Below are 24,866 nucleotides of genomic sequence, written 5' to 3'. Positions count from 1 at the left end.
CCGCGCTACTGCACGCGTGTACGGCCCGAGTCCTCGTCCTCGTCCTCCTCGTCGGGCAGCTTCACGTCGCTGACCGCGATGTTCACCTCGACGACCTCGAGGCCGGTCATCCGCTCGACGGCGTTGATGACGTTCTCCCTCACGGAAGCGGCCACGTCGGCGATCGCTACGCCGTACTCGACGACGATCTCCAGGTCCAGCGCGCTCTGCACGTCGCCGACCTCGGCGCTCACGCCGCGGGACACGGACTTGCTGCCGCCCGGGACGCGGTCGCGCATCGCACCGAACGTGCGGGCCATTCCGCTGCCCATCGCGTGCACGCCGTCGACGTCGCGCGCCGCCATCCCGGCGATCTTCTCCACGACTCCGTCGGCGATGGTGGTGCGCCCGCGGCTGCCCCTGTCGCCCCTGGGCCGCCTCGTCTCCGACTTTCCGTCGTGGGCCGCCGTGTTGGAGCCGCCTCCGCGAGCTTCGAAGCGGTTGCCGGGCTTGGTGTCCGTCATCGTCCTCACCCTTCAGATAGGGAACGTCTGACGACATACGAAATGCCGCTCTTGTGCAACATTAGATGGATTCACCGCAACCCGCCCGCGTACGCCGACCTCCCGGCTCACCGCGGGCACGGGAGAAGCGGCGCACCCGGGGCACTGACGCAGAACACCGGCAGACACGACAGGGAGTCGCACATGGCCGCCGATCAGCTGACACAGGGCGTACGGCATCAGCTGAGCCTGGGAAACCTGCTGCCCCTGGGCGGCGCCGGAGACGGGGCGTGGCTCACGGAGAGCGCGGCGGTGAGCGTACTGCGCACGGCCGCCGCACGGACGGTGCCGGAGGTGCGGCTCGAGGGCGTGCGGCTGAGGCCCGCGGACCCGGCTGAGGCGGCCGCTCCCTCCGTGCCGGCGCCTCCTTCGGCCCTCCCGCCCGGCACCCTGCGCATCGAGGCGGACTTCGCCGCCACCGCCGACGCCCCTCTGAACACGACCGCGGACCGCCTCCGCACCGCCCTGCTCACGGCTGCCGACGAGCGGCTCGGTCTCGACGTGGCGTGGGCGGACCTGCGGGTGACGGATCTGCTGGACGGGCCCGCCGCCCCCGTGGACGGCGGTCCGGACGGCGTCCCGGACGGATCGGCTCCGGGGACTCGGTCAGCTCCGGGGACGCAGGAGCACGTGACGCACGGGCCCGACGAGCACCCGCCCGCCCCCGCGGACCACCCCCGGGCGACGGCGACGGCCGAGACGGTCATCGCCGTACCTGGCGTGACGCGGCTGGCGCCGGTCCTCGGGCCGCTGCTGGGCGGGCGCAGGACCGACGCCGTGAGCGTCACGGACGTCGAGGACGGGTCCGGCGTCCGCAGCCGCCATCTGCAGATCCAGATCGGGGTGGACGAGCAGGCCCGCGCCCTGGACGTGGCGCTGGCGGTGCGGGAGGCGGCCGCCAAGGCCGCCGCATGGGACGCCCCGGAGCCGGCACCGCCCGTGACGGTCGCCGTGGTCGTGACGGCGGTCGACCCGGCCATCGGCTCCGGCGGCGTGCGCACCGCGTGAGCCCGCGGGCGCGGACGGCGCGGGGCTCGTCGCGCCGGGCGGGGGCGTGCGTGCCGGGCACGGGACGGCTGCCGGACGGCCGCCGCGCCGGCCCCCCGCCCGTGGATCAGTCGCCGATGCCGGCCAGGTCGCGCAACCTCCGCGCCTGGGCTGCCCGTTCGGCGGACAGTTGCTCCTCGTACGTCCGCGTGACCGCCCCGGCGAGCAGCGCCTTCGTCTCGACGACGGCGTTGCGCGGCGCGGCGAGCAGAGCGGCGGCGAGGTCGGACACGGCCGCGTCGAGCTCCTCGGCGGGGACGACCAGGTTCGCCAGCCCCGTCCGCTCGGCCTCCTCGGCCTGGATGAACCGTCCGGTGGCGCAGACCTCCAGCGCGCGCGAGTAGCCGAGGATCCGCACCAGGGGGTGCGTGCCCGTCAGGTCGGGCACGAGACCGAGGCTCGTCTCGCGCATCGCGAACTGCGCGTCGTCGGCGCACACGCACAGGTCGGCGGCGAGCGCGAGCTGGAAGCCCGCTCCGACGGCATGGCCCTGCACGGCGGCGACGCTGACCAGGTCCGGACGGCGCCACCAGGTGAACGCCTCCTGGAAGACGGCGATCGTCTCGTCGATCTCCTGGTCGGAGGCGTGCGCGAGGTCGCCGAAGTTCAGCTCGCCCTCGATGCCCTCGGGAGCGAACGCCTGCCTGTCGAGGCCTGCGGAGAAGGACCGGCCCTCGGCGCGCAGCACCACCACCCGGGCGTCGCCGGGCACCATGCGGCCCGCTTCGGTCAGCGCCCGCCACAGGGCGGGGGACTGGACGTTGCGCTTGGCGGGATTGGTGAGCGTGACCGTGGCCACGGCACCGTCCACGGCGAGGCGCACGCCGTCCTTGTCCAGCAGGGTCATCGACATCCTCCGGTGGTTACTCGGCAGTCATGTGACTGAAGAGTAACCACCGGAAGGGGATGCCTGGAAGTCCCGTCAGGCCGAGGCGGACTTCTTGCCTCGCGTGGCCCCGCCGCGACCTCGCAGGGTTACACCGGATTCGCTGAGCATCCGGTGCACGAATCCGTAGGAACGGCCTGTTTCTTCGGCCAGCGCCCGGATGCTCGCACCGCCGTCGTACTTCTTCTTGAGGTCTGCCGCGAGCTTCTCGCGCGCGGTGCCGGTCACCCGGCTGCCCTTCTTCAGAGTCTCGGCCACCCGTGCCTCCTCATGGGAAGTGCGCTACGTGACTCTCATGATCACCCCTCCCCCTGCTTCTGGCCACCCATTCGGCAAGGTCCATCGGGGCGCGGTCACCGGAGGGCTACTGTCCGTTGACGTCGGAGGACGCGATTCCGGTGGCTTGATCCTTTGCCCCGGACACCGGCCGGCGGTGAACACACAGGTCAGGCAGGCCCGTTGAGCGCTGCCCGGCACCGGGGGCAGGGTCTGCCACAGGCGTCCCGCGGCGCCGCGCGGGCACGCCGGGGTACGAGCCGCCCTCACTCAGATGAAGGATCAAGTGTCGGCCGAATGATCCAGAAGGGGTTGATCAAGGGGCGCGGCCGCCGCAGAGGGTCAGGCGAGGGCGACGAGATCCGCGTAGTCCTCGCTCCACAGGTCCTCGACGCCGTCCGGCAGCATGATGATCCGCTCCGGTTCCAGCGCCTGCACCGCACCCTCGTCGTGGGTGACGAGGACGACGGCCCCCGTGAAGGTGTGCAGGGCGCCCAGGATCTCCTCGCGGCTGGCGGGATCGAGGTTGTTGGTCGGCTCGTCCAGCAGCAGGACGTTGGCGGAGGAGACCACCAGGGTCGCCAGGGCCAGCCGGGTCTTCTCCCCGCCCGACAGCACCGAGGCCGGCTTGTCCACGTCGTCACCCGAGAAGAGGAAGGAGCCCAGCGTCTTGCGGATGTCGACGAGGTCCATGTCGGGGGCGGCCGAGCGCATGTTCTCCAGCACGGTGCGCCCGGGGTCGAGCGTCTCGTGCTCCTGGGCGTAGTAGCCCAGCTTGAGCCCGTGGCCAGGGACGACCTTGCCCGTGTCGGGCTCCTCGATGCCCGAGAGCAGCCGCAGGAGCGTCGTCTTGCCGGCACCGTTGAGGCCCAGGATCACGACGCGGGATCCCTTGTCCACGGCCAGGTCGACGCCCGTGAAGATCTCCAGCGAGCCGTAGGACTTCGAGAGGTCCTCCGCCATCAGCGGTGTCCTGCCGCAGGGCGCGGGGTCGGGGAAGCGCAGCTTCGCGACCTTGTCGGAGACGCGTTCCGCCTCGAGCCCGGAGAGCAGCTTCTCGGCGCGCCGGGCCATGTTCTTGGCCGCTACCGCCTTCGTGGCCTTGGCGCGCATCTTGTCGGCCTGCGAGTTGAGCGCCGCCGCCTTCTTCTCCGCGTTGGCGCGCTCGCGCTTGCGGCGCTTCTCGTCGTCCTCGCGCTGGACGACGTACTGCTTCCAGCCCATGTTGTAGACGTCGATCGCCGCACGGTTGGCGTCCAGGTAGAAGACCTTGTTCACGACGGTCTCGATCAGGGCCAGGTCGTGGGAGATCACGATCAGGCCGCCGCGGTACGTCTTGAGGAAGTCGCGCAGCCAGACGACGGAGTCGGCGTCGAGATGGTTGGTGGGCTCGTCGAGGAGCAGGGTGTCGGCGTCCGAGAAGAGGATGCGGGCCAGCTCGATGCGGCGCCGCTGACCGCCGGAGAGGGTGTGCAGCGGCTGGGTCATCACGCGGTCGGGAAGGCCCAGGCTGGCCGCGATCGTCGCGGCCTCCGCCTCCGCGGCGTACCCGCCCTTGGTGAGGAACTCGGTCTCCAGGCGCTCGTACTTCTTCAGCGCGCGCTCGCGGGTGGCGCCCTGGCCGTGCGCGATGCGCTCCTCGTTCTCGCGCATCTTGCGGATGACGGTGTCCAGTCCGCGGGCGGAGAGGATGCGGTCCCTGGCGCTGACGTCGAGATCGCCGGTGCGCGGGTCCTGCGGGAGGTAGCCGACCTCTCCGCTGCTGGTGATGGTGCCCCCGGCAGGGTTCGCCTCACCGGCGAGGCACTTGGTGAGCGTGGTCTTCCCGGCCCCGTTGCGGCCGACGAGGCCGATGCGGTCGCCCTTGGCGACGCGGAACGTGGCGGATTCGATCAGGATGCGGGCGCCGGCGCGCAGCTCCAGGCCGGTGGCGGTGATCACGGACTACTCCAGGCATGGTTTACGGGCGTACGTACGGACACTGAGGCGGACGTACGGCGCTAATGCGTGCGGGAAGTAGCCATGCCGTCAGTCTAACGGCGCCGCGCAACGGATTTGTCTCCGGCGATTGTCAGTGCCCGCTGCGAGACTGCGGAGCAGGTGAGGAAGGTCCGCGGCGGCGCGGGCCCCGTCGAGGAGGCATCGTCATGAGTGACGCACCGACCCTGTACCCGACGCTCGTGTACAGGGACGCGAAGGCGGCCATCGCGCAGTTGGAGAAGGCGTTCGGCTTCAGGCGCTCCGCGCTGTACGAGGGGGAGGACGGCACCGTTCTGCACGCCGAACTGACCTACGGCAACGGCGCGGTGATGCTCGGCTCGAAGAACAAGGAGGGCGTGTTCGCCGAGGCGATGGGCCAGGCGGGCCCCGCAGGGCTGTACGTGGTGGTCGACGACGTCGACGCGCACTGCGCCAGGGCCCGCGAGGCCGGCGTGGAGATCCTCATGGAGCCGACCGACCAGGACTACGGCTCGCGCGACTACATGGCCAGGGACCTGGAGGGCAACGTCTGGAGCTTCGGCACCTACGTGCCGCCTCTCGGCCCGTAGGCCGCACCCGGTCCCGGCGGAGGCGGCGCGGTCAGAGGCCCCCGGTGTGGACCTGGAACGCGGCACGGCGCACCGCCTTGGCGAGCGCCGGGTCGGGGTGCGCGGCGGCGAGCGCGACGAGCACCTGCACGGTGCGGGGATGGCCGATGGCCCGCACCTCCTCCAGCAGCTTGGGAACGGTCCCCTGCACGGCGGTCTCCAGGTGGTCGACGAGCAGGCGCTCCTCGCCGTGGTCGGTGACGGCCGCCGCGGTGTCCACCCAGAGCCAGGTGGCCTCCTCGCGGGTGAGGACGCCGGGGGCGCCGCCCGCCAGGTCCTCCGGGTCGGCACCCTCGTGCTCGGCGAGCCAGAGCAGCGCGTACGGGCGCAGCGTCGGTTCCGCGGCGGCCGTGCGCACCTCGGGTTCCGCGGGGGCGCCGACGACGCGGAGCGCCTCGAAGGCCAGCCCGCGGATGAGGGCGTCCTCCCCCCGGGCGGCGCCCAGCAGTTCGGTGATGGCGGTTCCGGTGGAGCGGGCGGCCAGCCAGGCGCGGTACTCGTCGCGCGCGGGACCGGGGCTGAGGCGCGCACACCCGCGCAGCATGTCCTGGGCGGGCTGCTCGATGTTGCCGGCGGGGCTCTGGGCGGCCACGCAGATCTGTTCGAGCTTGGTCCACACCGCCCAGTTGCCCAGCGGGGTGAGCACGGCGGAGCCCTGGCGTACGGCCGGCTCTCCCGGGGGGTCCCCCGGTTCCGGGCTCCCCTCGGGTGCCGTGGCACGCGGCCCGGCGGGCGCCTCGACGTCGGAGCACCGGGTGAGGGCGCCGACGGCCGCGAAGCCGTCGAGTGCCCAGTCGAGCAGGCCGGGGAGCGAGACCTCGGTGGCGGCGATCGCCGCCGGGCCGTCGGCCGGTGCGTCCCGGCGCTCCGGCGCGGTGTCCGTCCCGTCGGGCTCCCCGTCGGCCGCCGCCTCACCCGCCGCCTCGGGTGCGGCGTCGCGCTCGGCGCGCAGCTCGGCCACGCGCTTGGCGAGCAGGTCGTGCAGATCGGGGAAGGTGAGCGGCCCGGCTGTCAGATGCATGACGGACAGCAACTGCGGGGCCGCCTCGACCACTTCGGCGACGAGGCCGGGGTCGGCGGGGGTGGGCGCCGGATAGGCCAGGGACCACGCGTCGAAGAGGGCGACCCAGCCGCGCAGTACGGCGCTGTCGTCCCGCTCCCAGGCGCGCAGTCGCCAGCCCGGGCGGGCCGTCCCGTCGTGGAGCTCGACGAGGCCGGCGAGGCGCGCGCGGTCCCACTGGGTCCGGACGTGCGACGGGGGCATCCGGAGCGCCGTGGCGGCTCGTTCGGTGTCCGGTCCGCTTCCGGGGTGTGCCTCGTGCCGCTCGGCCCACCGGGCCAGCGTCACGGCGTCGGCCAGCGCGGCTCTCGCCTGTCGGGCGAGCTCCTCGCGGGAAGGCAGTCCCTCGGGCGGCGGCGGCGCGGGGCGCGTACGCCGGGCGGTCACCGTGCGCCGGGCAGCGGCGATCGGCCGCGTGGGGACGAGGCGGAGCGGGTTGTCTCGCGGGGTACGGGACGGCGTCACAGGGGCAGTCTTCATGGTCTGTGGCGCAAATCCCAAACGGGGTCCCGGAATTCTCTGTTCCGCTTCCCGTTGCCGGGCCCAACTGCCCTGGTCCGAGCGGCGGTTGGCGACAATTCAATGGTTTTCCACGGCTGCCCCCGGCGGCACCGGCCGACCGGCTGCCGCAGCCGTTCCGCGGAGGCTGCCCCCGTTCCGGGGAAGCGGCCTTCACAGGAGCGGCGTCAGGAAGCGCCGCAGCCTCTCCTCGTACTCGTCGGGGTCCGCGTTCCACATCGCGGCGTGCGGGGCGTGCGGAACCGTGTACAGGCTGACGAGTTGCTCACGGGCGGCAGCGAAGGCCGTCGACGCTTCCCAGGGGGCGATCGTGTCGTCCGGGCCGTGGACGATCAGGGCCGGCACGGCGAGGCGGTCCGGACGGACCACCGGAGCGGGTGGGTCCGGTTCGGCGGCGCGGGCGTGCCCCTGAGCGGCCCGTACGGCCAGCGGCAGGAGCGGGCGCGGTACGTGGCGCTCCGCGGCGAGCGCCCGCAGGGTGGTCCACCAGTCGAGCACCGGCGAGTCTAGAACGAGACCGCTGACGCGTCCCGCGGCGCCGCCGTCCCCCGGCCCGGCCCGGGACCGCAGCTCGTCCGCGGCCCGCAGCGCCATGGACGCCCCGCTGGACCAGCCGTGCAGCACGACCTGCGCGGCGCCCTCCCCGACGGCGTACCGCACGGCGGCCTCCACGTCGCGCCACTCGGTGCCGCCGAGATGGCGGACGCCGCCCGGCGGGGCGGGCGCGCCGGCGTCGCCCCGGTAGGAGAGGCCGAGGACGGGGAGCCCCAGGGCGGCGTAGAAGGGGAGCAGCGGCAGCGGCTGCTCCGGTCCGGCTCCGAGGCCGTGCAGCGCGATGACCCAGACGTCGCGAGGCCCGGGCACGAACCACGCGGGCAGCGGCCCGAGTTCGCCCGGAATCTCGATCTCCGTGCGGTCCACGCCGAGCGCGTCACCGGGACCTCCCGTGCACACCTGGGGCGTCAGCCAGACCTTGGTGCGGGGAGCCAGCTCGCCGTAGGTGATCCGCTCCAGGCGGCGTACGACGGTGTCGGCGGCGGCGCCGGCCTGCTGCCCGCCGCTCAGCACGGGGCCGACGACGGCGTGGCAGCCGCGCCCGACCAGGCCGTACGTGCCCGGGAGCAGGGTCGTCAGGGAGCGGGTCAGCGCGATGTGGCCGGTGCCCACCTCGTGCACCGTGAGGGAGGGCCCGCCGAAGCCCGCGGGCAGGTGCCCCCGTCCCGCGGCCGGTGCGGAGCGCGCCGGCCGGAGAGCGGCCCCGGCCGCGTACCGGCCCGCGGCCACGGCGGCCGCGGCGGCGCCGAGCGCGGAGGTGGCGGCCACCGCCGCCGTACGCATGCGCATCCAGCCAGTGTCGCGTCTCCGGGGCGCCTACGGCCAGCGGGCGGCGTCGCCCGGGTGACCGCGACGGAAGGCGTCCGGGAACCCTGCGGCGGCGGATTTCCGGGCGGAACGGAGCCGGGCGGGTCCAACGGCGGGGAGGGGCGGAGAGGGGGCCGCGGAGCCCGGAAGCACGCCCGGCGGCCGTCGCCTTCACCCGGCCGGCGTCTGGCCGTACCCGCTGAACTTCTCGGCCACGCGCCGGAGTTCCTCGTCCGGCAGCAGCGACGGGGTACGTCCCGGCACGGAGGAGGCCGTCAGCCACAGGCGGCACATCCACTCGAGCTGCGCCGTCCTGTCGTACGCCTGGTCGAGGTCGGCTCCGTAGGCGATGGTGCCGTGGTTCTGCAGCAGGCAGGCGCTGCGCCCGTCGAGAGCCTCGAGCATGCGGGCGGCCAGCTCGTCGCTCCCGTAGGTGGCGTACGGGGCGACGCGTACGGGGCCGCCCAGCGCGGCCGTCATGTAGTGCACGGCGGGGAGTTCGGTGACGAGCGTGGAGACCGCGGTCGCGTGTACGGCGTGGGTGTGGACGACGGCCCGTGCCCCGGTGCGCCTGTACACGGCCAGGTGCATGGGGAGTTCGCTGGTGGGCTCCAGACTGCCGGCGGTGCGCCGCCCGTCGAGGTCCACTGCGCACAGGTCGCCGGGACCGAGCCGGTCGTAGGGGACGCCGCTCGGCGTGACGAGGACGTTCTCCCCCACGCGTACGGACACGTTCCCCGAGGTGCCCACCACGAGGCCCTCCGCAGCCGTACGGCGGGCGACGGTCACCAACTCGTTCCAGGCGCTGAGCACTTGAGGACCTCCGGGAGGGTGCGGAGCCCCGCTCGGGGCGGTCGGAGAGGGCCCCGGCGACGGGCCCGGGGAAGCGTGGCACGCGGGACGGACGGTGGTGGCGGGACCGGTTGTGGCACCGCTCACAACGTACGGCGGGGAGCGACACCCCGCTGCCCGCCGTAGTTCATCTTCCGTTCACCCACCGTCCCTACGTTCAACGAGTCATTAACCTTCGACTGATTGTGCCTGGGTGAATGGAACACATCACGCTTCTCATCGGGATCGTGATCGTCACGGCCTTGGTGTTCGACTTTACGAACGGCTTCCACGACACGGCCAACGCCATGGCCACCACCATCTCCACCGGGGCGCTGAAGCCCAAGACCGCGGTGGCGATGTCGGCGGCCCTCAACCTGATCGGCGCGTTCCTTTCCGTCGAGGTCGCCAAGACCATCTCTTCGGGAATCATCGACGAAGGCTCCGGTATCCAGCCTGAAGTGATCTTCGCCGGCCTGGTCGGCGCGATCATCTGGAACCTCCTGACATGGCTCGCGGGGCTTCCCTCAAGCTCTTCCCACGCGCTGATGGGCGGCCTCCTCGGCGCCACCGTCGCGTCCGTGGGGATCGGCGCCGTCAACGGCGGCACCGTGGTGATGAAGGTGCTCATCCCCGCCCTCGCCGCCCCGCTCGTCGCCGGGCTCGCCGCGCTGTTCGCGACGCGTCTGACCTACCGGGCGGCACGGAACGCCGACGAGCAGCAGACCGCGAAGGGCTACCGGGCCGGGCAGATCACCTCGGCCGCGCTGGTCTCCCTCGCGCACGGCACCAACGACGCGCAGAAGACGATGGGCGTCATCACCCTGGCGCTGATCACCGGCGGCGCGCTGGCGCCGCAGGCCGACCCCCCGACCTGGGTCATCGTCTCCGCCGGTGTGGCCATCGCACTGGGCACGTACCTGGGCGGATGGCGGATCATCCGCACCATGGGCAGCGGCCTGACCGACATCAAGCCGCCTCAGGGCTTCGCCGCGCAGACCAGCGCCGCCGTGACGATCCTGGCCTCCTCGCACATCGGCTTCTCGCTCTCCACCACGCACGTCTGCTCGGGCGCCATCATGGGCTCGGGGGTCGGCCGCAAGGGCGGCGTCGTGCGCTGGTCGACGGCGGCCCGCATGGTCATGGGCTGGGGCCTGACGCTCCCGGCCGCGGGGCTCGTCGCCGCGGGTGCGGCCCTTCTCGCGGGGCAGGGCACCTGGGGCGTCACCACGGTCGCCGTGCTCGCGGTGGTCGTCAGCGGCGGCATCTGGCTGCTCTCGCGGCGCCAGCCCGTCGACCACACCAACGTCAACGACACGGCGGTCCCGGGCGAGACCGCGGAGGAGGACGCCGCGGGCGTCGTCACGACCGCGCTCCAGGCCGTCGCACCGCCGCCCACCGTGAAGGCGGGAAGCGACGCCTCGCTGCCGGAGATGTCCCTGCCGCCGCAGGGCACGCCGGCTGCCGGGTCCGCCGCCGAAGCCGAGAAGGAACGCCCCCGGGCGGGCTCCACGCTCGGCTAGCGAGCCGGCCCGCCGGACGGGACGCTCGCACCACAGCACCGACTCGAGACACCCCGACCCCGACCGCACAGCAGAGCGGCGTCAGCCGGACCTCTGCCGGACCTGAGACAGGGAAACGCTATGGACATCGACTGGGCAGCACTGGGCGAGGTATTCGGCGTCAGCCTCGTGGCCACTGTCGGCCTGGTGGGGCTCTTCACGCTCGGCATCGTGAACGGCTCCGCGGGCAAGGCGCAGGGCGGCGGCACGGCGACCCTCGCGCGCACCGGCGCGTACGCCTGCTACGCGCTGTGCGCCGCGGCGGTGGCGTACGGCATCTACATCATCACCGCACCGTGAAGTAGCGCCCGCCGGCCGGACTTCCGGGCACGGCGGGCAGCATCGGGCGAGGGGTACGGGCGGGCAGCCCGTACCCCTCGCCGTGCGTCTGCTCACACTCTTCCGCCGCAGGTCAGCGGCGAGTTGACGGCCCATCCCGTACATGGTGGACTTCCGGTTGCCCAACGGCGGCTGGAGAGGAAGCCGGTGAGAATCCGGCGCGGTCCCGCCACTGTCACCGGGGAGCGAACCCCAAGCGAAGGTCACGGCCCACGAGCGTCAAGGGGCCGGAAGGCCGGGGGACGCTGCGATCCGGGAGCCAGGAGACTCTCGCCGCCGGTACGTCGAGCCAGGGCGAGGACCCTGAGTGAGGACACCGCCATGCGTGGCTTCCCGGCCGCACCCCGTCCCGCAGTCGCATCCGCCGTCCCGGCGGGACTCCCCCGCCCGCGCCTGCCTCGTGCCGGCAGCCCTCCGCTGGGGGCCCGTCCCGTCCGCCGGAGCCCGACGGCGCGCTGAGCCATGCGAGTTCATCGCGCGTACGCCTGGGGCGCCGCCCTCGGCTACCTGGGGGACGTGCTCCTGGGCGACCCCCGCACCGGGCATCCCGTCGCCGTCTTCGGACGGGCCGCCGCCGCGGCCGAGCGCGTCCTGTGGCGCGACTCCCGCGCGGCGGGAGCCCTCCACACCGCACTGTGCGCGGGCGGCCCGGCCGCGGCGGCCGCGCTCCTCACCCGCGCCCTGCGCCGCAGGGGTCCGGCAGCGTCCGGCGTCGCGGCGCACGCGCTCGCGGGCATCCCGGCTCATGCGGCGGCGACGTGGACCGTCCTCGGCGGCAGCGGACTGTGCACGGCGGCGTGTTCCGTCCAGGCCGCCCTGGAAGCGGGGGACGTGGACCGCGCGCGCGTGCTGCTGCCTCAACTGTGCGGCCGCGACCCGCAGTCGCTGGACGCGGAGGGCATCGCCCGCGCCGCCGTCGAGTCGGTGGCGGAGAACACGTCGGACGCCGTCGTGGGTGCCCTGGTGTGGGGAGCGCTGGCCGGCGTCCCCGGTATGACGGCGTTCCGGGCGGTCAACACGCTCGACGCGATGGTGGGTCATCTCTCCCCGCGTCACCGGAAGTTCGGCTGGGCCGCCGCGAGGCTGGACGACGCGGCGGGCTGGCCCGGCGCACGTCTGACGTCGGCGCTCGCCGCGCTCGCCGGCCCCTGCCCGCGCGGCGCCCTGCGGGCGTGGCGCGGCGACGCGCACCGGCATCCCAGCCCCAACGCGGGCCCGGTGGAAGCCGCGTTCGCGGGTGCGCTGGGAGTCCGGCTCGGCGGGACGCTGAGCTACGGCGGGCGCACGGAGCACAGGCCGGTGCTCAACTCCCCCGGCAGGGCCGTGCGTCCGGGCGACATCGCACGCGCCGTGCGCCTCTCGCGGCGCGTGGGGCTCCTCTCGCTGGCGCTCACCACGGCGGCGGGCGTGGCGGGACGGCTCGCCGCCGCCCGGGTCCGCTCGCGTGGCGGAAGCCGTACGGGAACGGGAGGTACCGCGGCGTGACGGGCGGGCAGGAAGAGCGCGGCGGACCGGGCCCCGGTGCCGCCGCACGGGGCGGCGGACTGCTCGTCGCCGGCACGACGTCCGACGCGGGCAAGAGCGTGGTCACGGCGGGCATCTGCCGCTGGCTGGCGCGCAAGGGGCTGAAGGTCGCGCCGTTCAAGGCCCAGAACATGTCGCTCAACTCGTACGTGACGCGGGAGGGCGCGGAGATCGGGCGGGCGCAGGCCATGCAGGCCGCCGCGGCGCGCACCGAGCCGACGGCCCTGATGAACCCGGTGCTGCTCAAGCCGGGCGGCGACCGCAGCAGCCAGGTGGTGCTGCTGGGCAAGGCGGTCGGCGAACTCAGCGCGCGCGGCTACCACTCGGACCGGCAGGAGAAGCTGCTGGGAACCGTCACCGGCTGCCTGGAGGAGCTGCGGCGCACGCACGACGCCGTCATCTGCGAAGGCGCGGGAAGCCCGGCGGAGATCAACCTCAGACGCACCGACATCGTCAACATGGGGCTGGCGCGCAGCGCGGGTCTGCCTGTCGTCGTGGTCGGCGACATCGACCGCGGCGGCGTCTTCGCCTCGTTCTTCGGTACGACGGCGCTGCTCGCCGCGGAGGACCAGGCGCTCCTCGCGGGCTACGTGGTGAACAAGTTCCGCGGCGATGTGTCGCTGCTGGAGCCCGGGTTGGAGATGCTGCGCGGACTGACGGGACGGTCCGTGCTGGGGGTCCTGCCCTGGCGGCACGGTCTGGGCATCGACGAGGAGGACGGGCTGCGCGTCTCCCTGCGAGGCGCCGTACGGGAGTCGGCCGCGGAGGGGCCGTACGGAACGGACCTGCTGCGCGTCGCGGTCGTACCACTTCCGCTGATGTCGAACTTCACGGACGTCGACGCGCTGGCCGCCGAACCGGGCGTGGTCGTCCGCTTCACGGACCGCCCGGAGGAGCTCGCCGACGCGGACCTGGTGGTGCTCCCCGGGACCCGCGGGACGGTGCGTGCACTGGAGTGGCTGCGCTCGCGCGGGCTGGCGGACGCGCTGCTGCGCAGGGCGGCGGAGCGGCGTCCGGTGCTGGGCGTCTGCGGCGGCTTCCAGATGCTGGGCGAGCGCATCGAGGACGAGGTCGAGTCGCGGGCGGGAACCGTCGACGGGCTCGGGCTGCTGCCCGTCCGCGTGCGCTTCGCCGCCGCCAAGACCCTTGCCCGGCCGGCCGGTCGGGCGCTCGGCGAGTTCGCGGAGGGCTACGAGATCCACCACGGCGTCGCCGAAGTCCTGGGCGGCGAGGCCGTGTTCACAGGCAGCGGAGGCGAGCCGCTCGACGGGTGCCGGGCCGGCCCGGTGTGGGGGACGCACTGGCACGGTTCGCTGGAGAGCGACGGGTTCCGTCGGGCGTTCCTGCGGAGAGTCACCCGCGACGCGGGCCGTACGGGGTTCGTCCCCGCACCCGGCACGAGCTTCGAGGCGCTGCGCGAGGAGCAGTTGGACCGCCTGGGCGACCTCGTCGAGGAACACGCCGACACCGACGGGCTGCTGCGGCTGATCGAGTCCGGCCCGCCCGCGGGTCTGCCGTTCGTCGCGCCCGGGGCGCCGGGAGATTTCCATGATGTCCGAGACGGCCGAGACGCGGGAGCGCACTCATGAGCACCATCCGGAGCCCCTACCCCTTCTCAGCGATCGTGGGCATGTCCGACCTGCGGCTGGCGCTGCTGCTCAACGCGGTCTCGCCCGCCGTCGGCGGCGTGCTGGTGCGCGGTGAGAAGGGGACCGCGAAGTCCACCGCCGTACGGGCGCTGGCGGCGCTGATGCCCGAGGTCGCGGTCGTACCGGGGTGCCGCTTCTCCTGCGACCCCGCCGCACCGGACCCCGACTGCCCCGACGGGCCGCACGAGCCGGGCGGCGGAGGGGCGCGTCCCGCGGCGATGGTGGAGCTGCCCGTCGGCGCCTCCGAGGACCGCCTGGTGGGAGCGCTCGACATCGAACGTGCCCTGTCGGAGGGCGTGAAGGCGTACCAGCCGGGTCTGCTGGCCGACGCCCATCGCGGCGTGCTGTACGTGGACGAGGTCAACCTCCTCCACGACCACCTCGTCGACCTGCTGCTGGACGCCGCCGCCATGGGCGCCTCCTACGTGGAGCGTGAAGGGGTGTCCGTCCGGCACGCCGCGCGGTTCCTGCTCGTCGGCACGATGAACCCCGAAGAGGGCGAGCTGCGGCCGCAGTTGCTTGACCGCTTCGGGCTGACCGTGGAGGTGACGGCCTCCCGCGACACCGACGAGCGCGTGGACGTCGTACGCCGGCGGCTGGCGTACGACGCCGACCCCGCCGCGTTCAGGGCGAGTTGGGCCGACGAGGAGCAGTCGCTGCGTGAACGCATCGCTGCGGCACGGGAGTTGCTGCCGGGCGTGCGGCTGGGCGACGAGGCGCTGCGGCAGATCGCGGCGACCTGTGCGGCGTTCGAGGTGGACGGCATGCGCGCCGACCTGGTCATGGCACGCACCGCGACCGCTCTCGCCGCGTGGGCCGGACGCACCGACGTCGTGGCGGACGACGTGCGGCAGGCGGCTCTGCTGGCGCTGCCGCACCGCCGCCGGCGGAACCCGTTCGACGCGCCCGGCCTGGACGAGGACAAGCTCGACGAGACGCTGCGCCGGCACAGCACGCCGGACGGCGGCGACGGATGCGGAAGCGACGACGACGGGGACGACGACCCGGACGGCGGCGGTCCCGACGGCGGCGGGCAGCCCCCCGGGAGCGACGGCCCGCCGGGTCCGGACGAGCCCGCGCAGAGCCAGGAGAGCCAGGCGGACGCGCCCCTTCCGGAGCCGCGCCGGGGCGGTGAGGGGCAGCAGGAGCCCTCTCCGGCGGCCGGCGAGGCCGAGGCAGCTCCGGAGGGCGGTGACGACGGGCCCGGCGAGAAGGACGGCACCGGCGGGGCGCCGCCGGGCCGGCCCGGTGAGAAGGCGCCCGCCCGCGCGTCCGAGCCGTTCCGGGCCCGCACCCTCTCCGTCCCCGGCCTGGGCGAGGGAGCCGCCGGCCGCCGCTCCCGCGCCCGCACGTCCCAGGGCCGCACCACCGGCGCCCGGAGGCCCCGCGGCGCGCTCGGCAGGCTGCACGTCGCGGCCACCGTGCAGGCGGCGGCTCCGCACCAGCACGTCCGCGGACGCAGCGGGCCGGGCCTGGTGCTGCGGCGCGACGATCTGCGAGAGGCCGTACGGGAGGGGCGCGAGGGCAATCTCGTCCTGTTCGCCGTGGACGCCTCGGGCTCCATGGCCGCCCGCAAGCGGATGGGCGCTGTCAAGGGGGCGGTGCTGTCGCTCCTGCTGGACGCCTACCAGCGGCGCGACAAGGTGGGCATGGTCACCTTCCGCCGGTCCGGGGCGGAGGTCGCGCTGCCGCCGACGTCGTCGGTGGAGGCCGCGGCAGCACGTCTCGAGTCGCTGCCCACGGGCGGCCGCACCCCGCTGGCCGCCGGGCTGCTGAAGGCCCGTGACGTGCTGCGGGTGGAGCGGATGCGGGACGCGGCGCGCCGCCCGCTGCTGATCGTCGTCACCGACGGGCGCGCCACCGGCGGCGCCGACCCGGCCCGTCAGGCTCAGCGCGCCGCCCGGCTGCTGGAGGCGGACGGCACCACGTCGGTGGTCCTCGACTGCGAGGCGGGGCCGGTACGGCTCGGCTTGGCGGGCGAACTCGCGCGGGACCTCGGGGGCACCGCGGTCACGCTGGAGGAGCTGAGGGCGGACGCCGTGACCGATCTCGTACGGCACGCCACCGGTTCGCGGCCCCGCGGCGGGACGGGCCCGGCAGCACGGCAGGGCCCGGGGCGAGAGCACGGTCCGGCAACAGGAGCAGGGGCAGGAGCAGAGACGCGGGCGGGGGCATCCGCCCGCCGAGGGAGGGCGGCGTAGTGCCGAAAGGACAGCCGAACACCGTGCCGGACGACGGCCTGACCACCCGGCAGCGCCGCAACCGCGCCCTGGTCGCCGTCCACACCGGAACCGGCAAGGGCAAGTCGACCGCCGCCTTCGGCCTGGCGCTGCGGGCCTGGAACCAGGGCTGGCCCATCGGGGTCTTCCAGTTCGTGAAGTCGGCCAAGTGGAAGGTCGGTGAGGAGCGGGCCCTGCGCGTGCTGGGCGACTCCGGCGAGGGCGGCCCCGTCACCTGGCACAAGATGGGCGCGGGCTGGTCGTGGATCCAGCGCGACGGCGAGATGGGCAGCGAAGAGGCCGCACTGGAGGGCTGGGAGCAGGTCAAGCGCGACCTGGCCGCGGAGACGTACCGGCTGTACGTCCTCGACGAGTTCGCCTACCCGCTGCACTGGGGGTGGATCGACGCGGACGAGGTGGTCCGCGTGCTGCGCGACAGGCCCGGCACCCAGCACGTGGTCGTCACCGGGCGCAACGCCCCGCGGCAACTCCTCGACGCGGCGGACCTGGTGACCGAGATGACCAAGGTCAGACACCCCATGGACGCGGGCCAGAAGGGCCAGCGGGGCATCGAGTGGTGAGCGCCGGAACAGCCCGCGCCCGGCGCGCGTTCTTCGGGCCTCCCGGCCTTGCCGGCCGACGGCGCCTGCCGCCCGCCGAGGTGGTGCGGGCATGGGCGGCGTGAACGTCCCGCGCCTCGTCCTCGCCGCCCCCTCGTCGGGCAGCGGGAAGACGACCGTCGCCACCGGGCTCATGGCCGCGTTCACGGAAGCGGGAGTGGCCGTCTCGCCGCACAAGGTCGGGCCCGACTACATCGACCCGGGCTACCACGCGCTCGCGACGGGACGGCGCGGCCGCAACCTCGACGCCTACCTGTGCGGCCCCGAACGCGTCGCGCCGCTGTTCGCGCACGGCGCGGCGGGCGCCCAACTGGCCGTCGTGGAAGGGGTCATGGGCCTCTTCGACGGTGCGGCAGGTGCGGGGGAGCTGGCTTCGACCGCCCATGTGGCGAAGCTGCTGCGGGCTCCCGTCGTCCTGGTCGTGGACGCCTCCTCGCAGTCCCGGTCGGTCGCGGCGCTCGTACACGGCTTCGCGTCCTGGGACCCGGAGGTGCGGGTGGCGGGCGTGCTGCTCAACAAGGTCGCCTCCGACAGGCACGAGGAGCTGCTCCGGGACGCCATGGAGGCCTCGGGCGTGCCCGTGCTGGGGGTGCTGCGGCGCGTGCCCGCGCTGGACGCGCCCTCGCGCCATCTGGGCCTGGTCCCGGTGGCCGAACGCGCTGCCCAGGCCGTCGAGGCCGTGCGGGGTGCCGCGGAGCAGGTACGGCGCGGATGCGATCTCGACGCGCTGCTGGCGCTCGCGCGAACGGCTCCGCCGCTTCCGGTGACGCCCTGGGACGCGGCCGAGGAGGTGGCGCCGGAGCCGGCTGCCGCCCCGGAGACGGCGTCCCGGGGGACTGCGCGCGGCTCCGCCGCCGCGGCCGGCGTGCCCGCCCGGAGGGACGGCCGGTGCGGGGACGGTGTACGCGGCGGACCCCGCCGCCCTGTCGTCGCGGTCGCCGGAGGACCCGCGTTCACCTTCTCCTACGCGGAGCACGGGGAGTTGCTGCGCGCGGCGGGCGCGGAGGTCGCCCCCTTCGACCCGCTGCGGGACGAGGCACTGCCCGAGGGCACACGCGGCATCGTCATCGGCGGAGGGTTCCCCGAGGTGTACGGCCCGGAGCTGTCGGCGAACAAGGCGCTGCGCGACGAGGTCGCCGGGCTGGTGGCCGGCGGCGGCCCCGTGGCGGCCGAGTGCGCGGGGCTGCTCTACCTGACGCGCGAGCTGGACGGGAACGAGATGTGCGGCGTGCTGGACGCCACCGCCCGGATGACGGAGCGTCTGACGCTCGGCTACCGCGAGGCCGTCGCCGTCGGGGACAGTTCCGTCGCGGCGGCGGGAGCCCGGGTCCGCGGCCACGAGTTCCACCGGACCGCCGTCACCCCCGGAGCGGGGCTCGAACCGGCCTGGGGGCTGGTGCGGCCCGAGCGCCGTACGGAGGGTTTCCTCGGCGGCGTACGCGGCGGCGTCCACGCCTCGTACCTACATGTGCACTGGGCCGCCTCGCCCTGGGCGGCCCGCAGGTTCGTGGAGAGGTGTGCCGAATGACGGGACCGCACGCGGACGCCGGCGCCGCCCCGCGCCGCGACGATCCGGCCGCGCCGGTACGTCCGCGCGAACTCCCCTCGCCCCAGCGGATGTTGACGGTGGGCGTGGGCGCGAGCCGCGGGGTGGGAAGCGGCGAGGTCCTCGAACTCGTCGAGCGCGTCCTCGCCGAGGGCGGCCTCCCGGCCGACTGCGTGAGGGAGTTGGCGACGGTCGACTCGAAGGCCGGCGAACCGGGGCTGCTCGCCGCCGCCGAACGCCTCCGGGTGCCGCTGCGCACCTTCCCGTCCGAGGCGCTGTGCGCGGTCGAGGTACCGACGCCCTCGGAGCTGACGCGTACCGCCGTCGCGACCCCTTCCGTGGCCGAGGCGGCGGCGCTCCTCGCCGCGGGCGGGGGCGGCCGCCTGCTCGTGCGCAAGACTCCGTCCGCGCGGCCGGGCCGTACCGCGATGGCGACGGCCGCGGTGGCCACCGCGGCCATGCCGAGCGCCGTCGGGGCGCCCCTCGGCGTTCCGGCGGAACGGGCGTACGGCCGCCCGGCGGCGGGACCTCTCGGCCCGGCGGACGCGACGGCGGGGCCCGGCGCCCATGCGCTCTGATCCGGCACCGCGGGCGGCAGCGCCGCACGGGACGCCGGACGGGCCCGGCCTGCGGCACCACGGCGACGCCGAACTCCGCGACGCCGAGCCGGGGTTGACCGATCTCGCCGTCAACGTGCGGACGGGCACGCCGCCCGGCTGGCTCACCTCACGCCTCGCCGCCTCCCTCGGCTCCCTCGCCGCGTACCCGGACCCGAGGGCCGCCCGCAGGGCCGTCGCCGCCCGGCACGGTGTGGCGGAGGAGCAGGTCCTGCTCACCGCGGGGGCCGCCGAGGCGTTCGTGCTGCTGGCCCGCGCGCTGGAGGCCGTCCGGCCCGTCGTGGTCCACCCGCAGTTCACGGAGCCGGAGGCTGCCCTGGAGGACGCCGGCCGGAGCGTGCGGCGCGTCCTGCTGCGTGCGGCGGACGGGTTCCGGCTCGACCCCGCGGACGTACCGGAGAGCGCCGACCTCGTCGTCGTCGGCAACCCGACCAACCCGACGTCCGTCCTGCATCCTTCGCGCCTGCTCGCCGGACTCGCCCGGCCGGGGCGGACACTCGTCGTGGACGAGGCCTTCGCCGACGCCGTCCCGGGCGAGGCGGAGTCCCTGGCACCTTCGCCGGCGCAGCGGGAGGCGCCGCCCCGTCCGGCTCCGGGCGCACCGGACGTGGCACACGCGGCGGGCCCCGGGACGGAGCCGGGCCCGCGGGCCGACGGGACGCGACCGCTGCCGGGACGCGTCGTCGTGCTGCGCAGCCTCACCAAGACGTGGGGGCTTGCCGGGCTGCGCATCGGCTACGTGCTCTCCGACGCCGGGACGATCGCCGCCCTCGCCCGGCATCAGCCGCTGTGGCCCGTCTCCACGCCGGCCCTGACGGCCGCCGAGGCGTGCTGCGAACCGCACGCCCTGGCCGAAGCGGAGGCGGCGGCACGGCAGATCGAGAGAGACCGTGACCATCTGCTGGACCGCCTGCGGGAGTTCACACCGGCGGGACTCGCGGTGGCGGGCCGCCCGCGTGGACCGTTCGTCCTCGTGCAGCACCCGCAGGCGGCCGCGCTGCGGGAGGAGTTGCGCGCGCGGGGCTTCGCGCTGCGCAGGGGCGACACCTTCCCCGGTCTGGGCCCCGAGTGGCTCCGTATCGCCGTCCGGGACCGGGAGTGCACGGACCGGCTGGCGGCGGCGATGGCCGGCGTTCTCGGCCTTCCCTGAGCCCCGGCGCCCCCGGGGCCGCCGGGCTCAGCGGCTACCGCGCTCTTGCGGCGTCGCTGCTCGACGGCTGCTCCCGGGGCGACCGCTCGTCCACCACGCCCCGCGCGATGCCCAGCCGCACCACGTCCTGCGGCCGGAGCCACAACTGGTCGGCGGTACGCGGCACTTCGTCGCTCGGCCGCTTGAGGATCGCCGCGGCCAGCTCGGGAGCGATCACGGAGAAGTAGCTGTCGGGGGTGACCCACAGCCTCCCGGGCGCGGCGAGAGCCAGGGCGCCGCCCGAGCCGCCCTCCCCGACGAGCAGCGACGTGACCGGCACCGTCGCCCCGGCGACCGCCGCGAAGGCGTCCGCGATGGCGGGGCCCGCGCCTGCTCGCTCCGCCTCCGCGTCGTTGGCCGCTCCCGGCGTGTCGATGAGCGTGAGCACGGGGATGCCCAGCCGGTCCGCGGTACGGATCAGGCGGGCCGCCGTACGGAAGCCCGCGGGGCGCGTGGCGGTCCCGCACTGCGCCGCGTAGGCGACCGTTCGGCCGTCCCGGCGCCCGAAGCCGCAGAGCATCCCCTCGTCGGTGCCGCCGCAGCGGTCCCCCCGAACGTCCTCACGCGTGTCGAAGTAGTCGTCCAGATAGGCGGCGGCGCGCGGCCGCAGGGCGTCGCGGGCGCGCGCCACCGCCTCCTGCCCGTCGGCGGGGACGGACGGGGGGCGTCCCCCGGGCAGGGCCCCGGGAGGGGGCGGAGCGGTGCCGGAGCCGCCGGTCAGCAGCGTGAGCCACCGCGCGAGTGCCTCCCGCAGCTCCTCCTCCCCCACGATCTGGTCGATGTGCCCCGCCTCCCACTGCCCCTCCGCGGAGTAGGGGTGCGGGTCGGCGCCCTGCGGACGTACGCGCGACCCCGCGAAGGCGACCTGGGCCCCCGGCAGGGCGAGGACGACGTCCGCTCCGGCGCCGAGCGTGGCCCATCCCCCGCCGGTGGAGGGGTCGCGCAGCACGGCGATCTGCGGCAGCCCCGCCCGTCGCGTGAGCATCGACTCCCGCGCCACGCGCTGCAGTTGGGACAGGGCGACCATGCCCTCCTGCATGCGGCTGCCGCCGGTGGCGATGAGGGAGACCACGGGCATCCCGCGTGCGCGGGCCTGCGCGTAGGCCGCGGCGATCCGGTCGCCGGTACGCGCTCCCAGCGAGCCGCCGAGGAAGGCGAACTCGAAGGAGATCAGCACCACTTCCACACCGCCGGCCACCGCCGTGCCGCACACCGCCGACTCGGTCTCGCCTGTGCGCTCCACCGCTCGCTCGCGGGCGACGCCGTATCCGTCCCAGGCCAGGGGACCGTCCGCCGCCCCGTGGTCGTCCGGCCGGAACTCGGCGCCGGTGCCCGGGAGTTCAGCGAAGCCGCTGGAGACGGCGCGGATCACGTCCCGCGCCGTCGGGCCTCTGCGGGGGGCGGCGCCGTCACTCATGGAGCGCCCGCTTCATCAGCTTGCCCATGTCGTTGCGGGGCAGCGTCTCGCGGAACCGCACCACGCGGGGCCGCTTGTAGGGCGTCAGCTGGGAGGCGACGTGATCGGCGAGCTCCTGCTCGCCGGGCTGCCGGGGACCGGGAACGATCCAGGCGACGATGCGCTCGCCGAGGTCGTCGTCGGGCTCGCCCGTGACGGCCGCCTCACGCACGTCGGGGTGTTCGAGCAGGACGTTCTCGATCTCACCCGCGCCGATCTTGTAGCCGCCGCTCTTGATGATGTCGGTGGCCTTGCGGCCGACGATCCGCACGTAGCCGTCCGGGTCCCTGGTCGCCATGTCGCCCGTACGGAACCAGCCGCCGTCGAACGCCTCCGCCGTGGCATCGGGCCGGTTGAGGTACTCGGTGAACAGGTTGCGGCCCCGGACCTGGATCTCGCCGACGGTCTCGCCGTCGAGCACCTCGATGCTGCGCCCCTCCTCGTCGACGAGCCGCACCTCGACGCCCGCCAGCGGCACGCCCACGGTGCCGGGGCGCCGCTCCCCGTCCGCGCGGACGCTGGTGTTCATCAGGGTCTCCGTCATGCCGTACCGCTCCACGATCTGCCGGCCCGTGGCCTCGGCGATCCGCCGGTGGTCGTGCACGGGCAGAGGGGCGGAGCCGGAGACCAGGAGACGGGCCTTCCCGAGAGCACGGGCCAGCTTCTCGTCGCCGCCGACCTCCTCGGCGATCCGGTGGTACATCGTCGGCACCCCGAAGAGCATGGTCGCCCCGCCGCTCAGCGCGTCCCTGACGCCGTCCGTCGAGAAGCGGCCGAGGTGGCGCACGGTTCCGGCGCGGCGCAGCGGCCCGAGGACGCCGAGGATGAGTCCGTGCACGTGGAAGAGGGGCAGGGCGTGCACGAGCACGTCGTGCTCCGTCCACTCCCAGGCGTCCTCGAGGGCGTCGAGGGTGCTGGCCAGCGCGCGGCGCGGGAGGACGGCGCCCTTCGGCGGACCCGTGGTGCCCGAGGTGTAGACGACCACCGCGGGCGCCTCCTCACCGGGTTCGGCCGGGAGCGGCGGTGCGGGAGCGGCGGGCGGCGCGGGGCTGACGTCGATGCGGGGCAGCGCGTCGAGCGCCGCGGGGAGGGAGGCTTCCGGCTCGGCCAGTACGAGGGCCGGTTCGCTGTCGCCGACGATGTGCGCCAACTCCCGCTCTCCGACCCTCGGATTGACCGGTACGGCGGGCGCTCCGGCGAGGAGGGCGGCCACTACGGCGACGCCGGTGTGGAGAGTGGGGGTCGCCCATACGGCGACGCGCTGCCCGGGGGTGAGTTCCTGGGCCAGCGTGCCTGCCGCCGCGGCGAGTTCGGCGTAGGTGAGGGAGTGGTCGCCGAAGTCCAGGGCGGTCTTCGGGGGCGGGGTGTGCAGCGCCGGGAAGAAGGTGGACACGGTGGCATTCCTCGCAGTCTCGCTGGTACGGCAGCGTGGTGGTTCGGTCGTTCGCGGGGGACGCGTGAGCGGGACGGTTCGGTCGTGTTCGCGGGACGGTCGGGTGACGGAGCGTTCAGCGCGTCGGGACGGCACGGCGCTGGTGGACGAGGGCCCTCGACAGTGCGGTTACCCGGGAGCCCGGCAGGTCACCCGAGGCCGGGGACGACGATCGCCAGCCAGACGAGTGCCGGCACCGCGGCCGTGACGGCACCGCCGTAGATCATGAGCTGACGGAAGAAGCGGTCCCTGTCGACCTCCTCGGCGCTGGCCAGGACCAGGGCGCCGTTGGTCGAGAACGGGCTGACGTCGACGACGGTCGCGGACACGGACAGCGCGGCCACCATCCCGACGACGCCGATCTCGCCCTTCTCCAGGAAGGGCACGACCAGGGGGATGAGCGCGCCGATGATGCCGACGGACGAGGCGAAGGCCGAGACGAAGCCGCCGATGTAGCAGAAGAGCAGCGCGGCGATCAGCGGAACGCCGATGGCGGCGACGCCCTCCCCGGCCCACTCGATGGTGCCCATCTCGTCCAGCACGTTGACGTAGGTGAGCATGCCGCAGACCAGGAGCACCGTCGGCCAGGTGATGCCGTTGACGGCCTCCTTGCTGTCCTGGGGCCAGATCACAGCGAGCACCACGGCGAGGGCGATGGCGGTCAGTCCCGCGTCGAGATCGAAGACGAGCACCGCGGCGACGAGGACGACCAGCCCGGCGAGCGTGGCGAACCGGGCGGGAGTCAGGGTGACCGTGCCGCCCGGCTCCTCCTCGGGTTCCGCGGCCGACGGCGCCGTGGCGACGGGGCGCGGGTCTGCGGCCACGGCCGTGCCCTCTCCCCCGCCGGTGCCGGGCTTCCCCTGCGCGCTGCCCGCGCCGCCCGCGCTCCCCACCGGGCCCTCCGCCTCCGGAGCGGTGGCCGGCGCGGCGGACGCGCCGGTCCCGCGGAGCCGCATGCCTCCGCAGGCGACGAAGATGACGGCCGCGATCACGAGGTTGACGACGAGGCTCGCGGCGAACAGGGCCAGCTCGTTGCCCGGCAGGCCTTCCCTGGCGACGATGCTGTTGACCGTCGAGCCGTAGATGCTGATCGGGGAGAAACCTCCCGCCTGTGCGCCGTGCACCACGAGCGCGCCCATCAGCAAGGGGTGGATGCGGTACTTCGCCGCGAACCCCATGGCGAGCGGCGCGATGATGGCGACCGCCGCGGGGCTGACGGCGCCGATGGCCGTCAGCACGCCCGTGACGGCGAACATCACCCATGGGATGAGCACCACGCGCCCGCGCACCATCCGGATTCCGGCGTGCACGAGCCAGTCGGTCGTGCCGTTGGCCCGCGCGATCGCGAAGAAGTACGTGACGCCGACGAGCACCACGAACAGGTCGCCGGGGAAGCCCGCGAAGACCTCCTCGGCGTCGAAGCCCGCGGCGAGCGTGCCGACGCCGAAGGCGGCCGCGAAGGCCAGAGCGCCCATGTTGACCGAGCGCGTGGTGGCGACGACGAAGATCACCGCCAGGACCAGGATCGATATGAGTTCGGCGGACATGGGGCTCCCGTCGTCGGGCCCGTGAGCGGATCGCCTCGGGGGAAGGTCGCTGTCG

20 protein-coding genes, 1 pseudogene and 1 riboswitch are annotated in these 24,866 nt (G+C 74.5%); of the genes and pseudogenes, 11 read left to right on the top strand and 10 right to left on the bottom strand.

Translation table 11 applies throughout. From position 1 onward, the window contains the following. Window positions 1–5: 5 nt before the first annotated feature. A complete protein-coding gene (locus H181DRAFT_RS12095) occupies window positions 6–503 on the bottom strand; it encodes an Asp23/Gls24 family envelope stress response protein (protein WP_045864331.1) in 498 nt (165 codons plus the stop codon). A gap of 183 nt (window positions 504–686) precedes the next feature. Here H181DRAFT_RS12095 and H181DRAFT_RS12090 point away from each other — a divergent pair, with 183 nt between their 5' ends. After that, window positions 687–1,550, top strand: a complete 864-nt coding sequence (locus H181DRAFT_RS12090; protein WP_045864330.1) for a hypothetical protein — start codon at window positions 687–689, stop codon at window positions 1,548–1,550. Between the two features lie 106 nt (window positions 1,551–1,656). On the opposite strand, the gene H181DRAFT_RS12085 is transcribed toward H181DRAFT_RS12090, so the two are convergent. The 3 genes from H181DRAFT_RS12085 to H181DRAFT_RS12075 form a co-directional block, all read right to left on the bottom strand. After that, window positions 1,657–2,436, bottom strand: coding sequence for an enoyl-CoA hydratase/isomerase family protein (locus H181DRAFT_RS12085; RefSeq protein WP_045864329.1), 780 nt, complete (start codon window positions 2,434–2,436; stop codon window positions 1,657–1,659). A gap of 75 nt (window positions 2,437–2,511) precedes the next feature. Beyond that, window positions 2,512–2,733, bottom strand: coding sequence for a helix-turn-helix domain-containing protein (locus tag H181DRAFT_RS12080; RefSeq protein ID WP_045864328.1), 222 nt, complete (start codon window positions 2,731–2,733; stop codon window positions 2,512–2,514). Window positions 2,734–3,093: 360 nt separating this feature from the next. After that, window positions 3,094–4,692, bottom strand: coding sequence for an ABC-F family ATP-binding cassette domain-containing protein (locus H181DRAFT_RS12075; RefSeq protein ID WP_045864327.1), 1,599 nt, complete (start codon window positions 4,690–4,692; stop codon window positions 3,094–3,096). A gap of 206 nt (window positions 4,693–4,898) precedes the next feature. Here H181DRAFT_RS12075 and H181DRAFT_RS12070 point away from each other — a divergent pair, with 206 nt between their 5' ends. Further along, window positions 4,899–5,300 (top strand): VOC family protein, encoded by a 402-nt coding sequence (locus H181DRAFT_RS12070; protein WP_045864326.1) that lies wholly within the window; start codon window positions 4,899–4,901, stop codon window positions 5,298–5,300. Window positions 5,301–5,331: 31 nt separating this feature from the next. Here the strand turns inward: H181DRAFT_RS12070 and H181DRAFT_RS12065 are convergent, their stop codons facing one another. The 3 genes from H181DRAFT_RS12065 to H181DRAFT_RS12055 form a co-directional block, all read right to left on the bottom strand. Next, window positions 5,332–6,864 (bottom strand): hypothetical protein, encoded by a 1,533-nt coding sequence (locus H181DRAFT_RS12065; RefSeq protein WP_254666798.1) that lies wholly within the window; start codon window positions 6,862–6,864, stop codon window positions 5,332–5,334. A gap of 207 nt (window positions 6,865–7,071) precedes the next feature. After that, window positions 7,072–8,262, bottom strand: coding sequence for an alpha/beta hydrolase (locus H181DRAFT_RS12060; RefSeq protein WP_045864325.1), 1,191 nt, complete (start codon window positions 8,260–8,262; stop codon window positions 7,072–7,074). Between the two features lie 189 nt (window positions 8,263–8,451). Continuing rightward, window positions 8,452–9,093 carry a class II aldolase/adducin family protein gene (locus H181DRAFT_RS12055; RefSeq protein ID WP_045864324.1) on the bottom strand — a complete coding sequence of 214 codons (642 nt, stop codon included), beginning with the start codon at window positions 9,091–9,093 and terminating at the stop codon, window positions 8,452–8,454. 236 nt (window positions 9,094–9,329) lie between these two features. Here H181DRAFT_RS12055 and H181DRAFT_RS12050 point away from each other — a divergent pair, with 236 nt between their 5' ends. The 9 genes and pseudogenes from H181DRAFT_RS12050 (at window position 9,330) to H181DRAFT_RS12010 (ending at window position 20,337) form a co-directional block, all read left to right on the top strand. Then, window positions 9,330–10,634 (top strand): inorganic phosphate transporter, encoded by a 1,305-nt coding sequence (locus H181DRAFT_RS12050; RefSeq protein WP_045864323.1) that lies wholly within the window; start codon window positions 9,330–9,332, stop codon window positions 10,632–10,634. 120 nt (window positions 10,635–10,754) lie between these two features. Beyond that, window positions 10,755–10,973, top strand: coding sequence for a hypothetical protein (locus tag H181DRAFT_RS12045; RefSeq protein ID WP_045864322.1), 219 nt, complete (start codon window positions 10,755–10,757; stop codon window positions 10,971–10,973). 137 nt (window positions 10,974–11,110) lie between these two features. After that, window positions 11,111–11,305, top strand: a riboswitch (cobalamin riboswitch). Between the two features lie 169 nt (window positions 11,306–11,474). Next, complete coding sequence (locus H181DRAFT_RS12040) at window positions 11,475–12,497, top strand: cobalamin biosynthesis protein (protein WP_045864321.1); 1,023 nt, start codon at window positions 11,475–11,477, stop codon at window positions 12,495–12,497. Beyond that, a complete protein-coding gene (locus H181DRAFT_RS12035; protein WP_045864320.1) occupies window positions 12,494–14,125 on the top strand; it encodes a cobyric acid synthase in 1,632 nt (543 codons plus the stop codon). The genes H181DRAFT_RS12040 and H181DRAFT_RS12035 overlap by 4 nt, the downstream gene beginning before the upstream one ends. A 5-nt stretch (window positions 14,126–14,130) precedes the next feature. Further along, complete coding sequence (locus H181DRAFT_RS12030) at window positions 14,131–16,386, top strand: putative cobaltochelatase (RefSeq protein WP_078895691.1); 2,256 nt, start codon at window positions 14,131–14,133, stop codon at window positions 16,384–16,386. Next, window positions 16,386–16,985 carry a cob(I)yrinic acid a,c-diamide adenosyltransferase gene (cobO, locus tag H181DRAFT_RS12025; protein ID WP_045864319.1) on the top strand — a complete coding sequence of 200 codons (600 nt, stop codon included), beginning with the start codon at window positions 16,386–16,388 and terminating at the stop codon, window positions 16,983–16,985. Before H181DRAFT_RS12030 ends, cobO begins: the two co-directional genes overlap by 1 nt. A gap of 91 nt (window positions 16,986–17,076) precedes the next feature. Further along, window positions 17,077–18,552, top strand: coding sequence for a cobyrinic acid a,c-diamide synthase CobB (locus tag H181DRAFT_RS12020; protein WP_074467818.1), 1,476 nt, complete (start codon window positions 17,077–17,079; stop codon window positions 18,550–18,552). 89 nt (window positions 18,553–18,641) lie between these two features. Next, window positions 18,642–19,016: pseudogene (locus tag H181DRAFT_RS29900) on the top strand (cobalamin biosynthesis protein); the annotation flags it as partial. A gap of 121 nt (window positions 19,017–19,137) precedes the next feature. After that, window positions 19,138–20,337 (top strand): aminotransferase class I/II-fold pyridoxal phosphate-dependent enzyme, encoded by a 1,200-nt coding sequence (locus tag H181DRAFT_RS12010; protein WP_045864318.1) that lies wholly within the window; start codon window positions 19,138–19,140, stop codon window positions 20,335–20,337. A 34-nt stretch (window positions 20,338–20,371) separates the two neighbouring features. Here H181DRAFT_RS12010 and H181DRAFT_RS12005 read toward each other — a convergent pair whose 3' ends face one another. The 3 genes from H181DRAFT_RS12005 to H181DRAFT_RS11995 form a co-directional block, all read right to left on the bottom strand. Next, a complete protein-coding gene (locus tag H181DRAFT_RS12005) occupies window positions 20,372–21,793 on the bottom strand; it encodes a carboxyl transferase domain-containing protein (RefSeq protein ID WP_045864317.1) in 1,422 nt (473 codons plus the stop codon). Next, a complete protein-coding gene (locus H181DRAFT_RS12000) occupies window positions 21,786–23,225 on the bottom strand; it encodes an acyl-CoA synthetase (protein ID WP_045864316.1) in 1,440 nt (479 codons plus the stop codon). The genes H181DRAFT_RS12005 and H181DRAFT_RS12000 overlap by 8 nt, the downstream gene beginning before the upstream one ends. 188 nt (window positions 23,226–23,413) lie before the next feature. After that, window positions 23,414–24,811, bottom strand: a complete 1,398-nt coding sequence (locus H181DRAFT_RS11995; protein ID WP_045864315.1) for an SLC13 family permease — start codon at window positions 24,809–24,811, stop codon at window positions 23,414–23,416. Window positions 24,812–24,866: the final 55 nt, after the last annotated feature.

This window comes from Streptomyces sp. WMMB 714, assembly GCF_900090125.1.
In the GTDB taxonomy this organism is placed as follows: domain Bacteria; phylum Actinomycetota; class Actinomycetes; order Streptomycetales; family Streptomycetaceae; genus Streptomyces; species Streptomyces daqingensis.
The sequence above is the reverse complement of the archived record's forward strand: the minus strand, read 5'-3'. Positions and strand labels throughout refer to the sequence as shown.

Coding starts and splice junctions, on each gene's coding strand:
- H181DRAFT_RS12060 (WP_045864325.1), bottom strand. CDS start 8,262: ATGCGCATGCGTACGGCGGCGGTGGCCGCCACCTCCGCGCTCGGCGCC.
- H181DRAFT_RS11995 (WP_045864315.1), bottom strand. CDS start 24,811: ATGTCCGCCGAACTCATATCGATCCTGGTCCTGGCGGTGATCTTCGTC.
- H181DRAFT_RS12045 (WP_045864322.1), top strand. CDS start 10,755: ATGGACATCGACTGGGCAGCACTGGGCGAGGTATTCGGCGTCAGCCTC.
- H181DRAFT_RS12050 (WP_045864323.1), top strand. CDS start 9,330: ATGGAACACATCACGCTTCTCATCGGGATCGTGATCGTCACGGCCTTG.
- H181DRAFT_RS12085 (WP_045864329.1), bottom strand. CDS start 2,436: ATGACCCTGCTGGACAAGGACGGCGTGCGCCTCGCCGTGGACGGTGCC.
- H181DRAFT_RS12090 (WP_045864330.1), top strand. CDS start 687: ATGGCCGCCGATCAGCTGACACAGGGCGTACGGCATCAGCTGAGCCTG.
- H181DRAFT_RS12010 (WP_045864318.1), top strand. CDS start 19,138: ATGCGCTCTGATCCGGCACCGCGGGCGGCAGCGCCGCACGGGACGCCG.
- H181DRAFT_RS12070 (WP_045864326.1), top strand. CDS start 4,899: ATGAGTGACGCACCGACCCTGTACCCGACGCTCGTGTACAGGGACGCG.
- H181DRAFT_RS12020 (WP_074467818.1), top strand. CDS start 17,077: ATGGGCGGCGTGAACGTCCCGCGCCTCGTCCTCGCCGCCCCCTCGTCG.
- H181DRAFT_RS12005 (WP_045864317.1), bottom strand. CDS start 21,793: ATGAGTGACGGCGCCGCCCCCCGCAGAGGCCCGACGGCGCGGGACGTG.
- H181DRAFT_RS12095 (WP_045864331.1), bottom strand. CDS start 503: ATGACGGACACCAAGCCCGGCAACCGCTTCGAAGCTCGCGGAGGCGGC.
- H181DRAFT_RS12040 (WP_045864321.1), top strand. CDS start 11,475: ATGCGAGTTCATCGCGCGTACGCCTGGGGCGCCGCCCTCGGCTACCTG.